General features: G+C 69.7%; 1 protein-coding gene and 1 pseudogene. Both read right to left on the bottom strand.

Going from position 1 to position 1,605, the window contains the following annotated elements:
- Nucleotides 1-163: 163 nt before the first annotated feature.
- Nucleotides 164-556 (bottom strand): annotated as a pseudogene (locus AB0D14_RS44935) (ATP-dependent DNA ligase); the annotation flags it as partial.
- A gap of 600 nt (nucleotides 557-1,156) precedes the next feature.
- The gene (locus AB0D14_RS44930) at nucleotides 1,157-1,372 is read right to left on the bottom strand and encodes a hypothetical protein (RefSeq protein WP_362791321.1); all 216 of its coding nucleotides are present in this window, start codon (nucleotides 1,370-1,372) and stop codon (nucleotides 1,157-1,159) included.
- Nucleotides 1,373-1,605 lie beyond the last annotated feature (233 nt).

Below are 1,605 nucleotides of genomic sequence, written 5' to 3'. Positions count from 1 at the left end.
GACAGGCTCGTCGCGGTTGCCGCGGCCCGCCTGCTCATCGGCCTGGCGCACCCAACTGCGCAGCGTCTCGCCGGTCACCCCGACATCCGCCGCCACCGCCGCATACGTGCGCTTCCCGCCCGCCGCCCCACGGCGCCGTCAGCCGGTGCGCGTTGAACAGTTCCTCGAGGGCGGCCCGGCGCCGCCGGTAGGGCCAGTCCGTGGTGTCGGTGCCCACGAGGCGCAGTACGTCGAACGCGACGAAATGAGTCGGCCACTGTGCGGCGGCCCGGGCGGCTGCGGCACCGCGGCGGTGCAGCCGGTTCTGCAGCTGCTCGAAGGCGAGACGCCCGTCGGCGTTCCATACGATGAGTTCGCCGTCCAGGGCGGTGGCGTCCGGCAGCTGCGCGGCGTCGGCCACCACCTCGGGGAACGCGGGTGCCATGGGAGTGCCGCGCCGTGAGCGCAGCATGACCTGGCTGCCGTCGACGCAGAGACCGGCCCGGAAGCCGTCCCACTTGGGTTCCGCGGCCGATCGCGGTGGCAGGGCGGGGCTGCGCACCGTGGTGGTGAGCATCGGCTCCGGCAGGATCCACGTCATCTGGGATGCCTTCACCCTGCCGGTCGACTGCGTGCGGGGTCAGTCGGGTGGTTGTCCGTGGTTGCCGCGGTGGCGGCTGTCCGGGCGGGTGTTCTTCCGCCATGGCTGTGTGGGCGGGACGCTGGTGGGGTGTCGAGGAAGCGTGTGCGGCGGTGTGTGCAGTGCCGGGCGTTGCTGCCCAAGGACGCGGGCCCTCGCCGGCGGTACTGCGATACGACGTGCCGGAGTCGTCAGTGGCGGCGGGTGCAGCGTCATGAGGAGATCTACCGGCGGGTCGTGGCTTCCCTGAATCGGGAGCTGGTCCGGGGCGGGATGGTGTGGGGGCAGGGTCGGTGTCCGGCGTGCGGGCTGACGGTGTCGGTGCGCAAGCGCACTGATTCGGTGTACTGCTCGCCGAAGTGCCGCACGAGGGCGTGGAGACAGCGCCGCGAAGATGCCGGCAGCGGGCCGTGACGTATCCGGAGGGTCGTTGCGGTACGCGTCACTGCGTGACGGCTGTCCATCACGCGGGCGCGGCTCCCGAACCGTAGGCCGGCACGGCCGCCCTTGTCGTGCCACCGGAGTCTGCAGTCGTGGCTACTCGCCGCCGCCGTCGATGAGGTCCAAGTCCTGCTGGATGCTGGGGGTGATCTGGATGTTGTCCGCGCTGGTGTTGCCTTCCGAGAGGACGGAGACCGGGATGCGCTTGGCGTTGACCAGGTTGAGAACGTCGGTGGCGTGCGCTGGCGCGGTGGCCGCCAGCAGGGCGCCGCAGACGGCGGCCACGGCGAGGATACGAGAGGTGATCTTCATGGTCTGTGTAACGACCGGATCGTACGACCGTCACTCATAGCACCCGCTGGGAATGCGGTGACCGGCACCACATGCCGTGGCGCCCGGACTTCGGTGTCACGAACTGCCGTTGGTCAGCCTTCGGTGGCACGGGCTCAGCTTGACTATTAACCCCACCAAGATCATTTCTTGGTGGGGTTCGTCGTTCGCCTGACAGCTGGGCGGCCTTTGCGTGATCGTGTCTTCTCGCTGAA

The sequence above is a fragment of the Streptomyces sp. NPDC048484 genome (genome assembly GCF_040651415.1).
Taxonomy (GTDB): domain Bacteria; phylum Actinomycetota; class Actinomycetes; order Streptomycetales; family Streptomycetaceae; genus Streptomyces.
The sequence above is the reverse complement of the archived record's forward strand: the minus strand, read 5'-3'. Positions and strand labels throughout refer to the sequence as shown.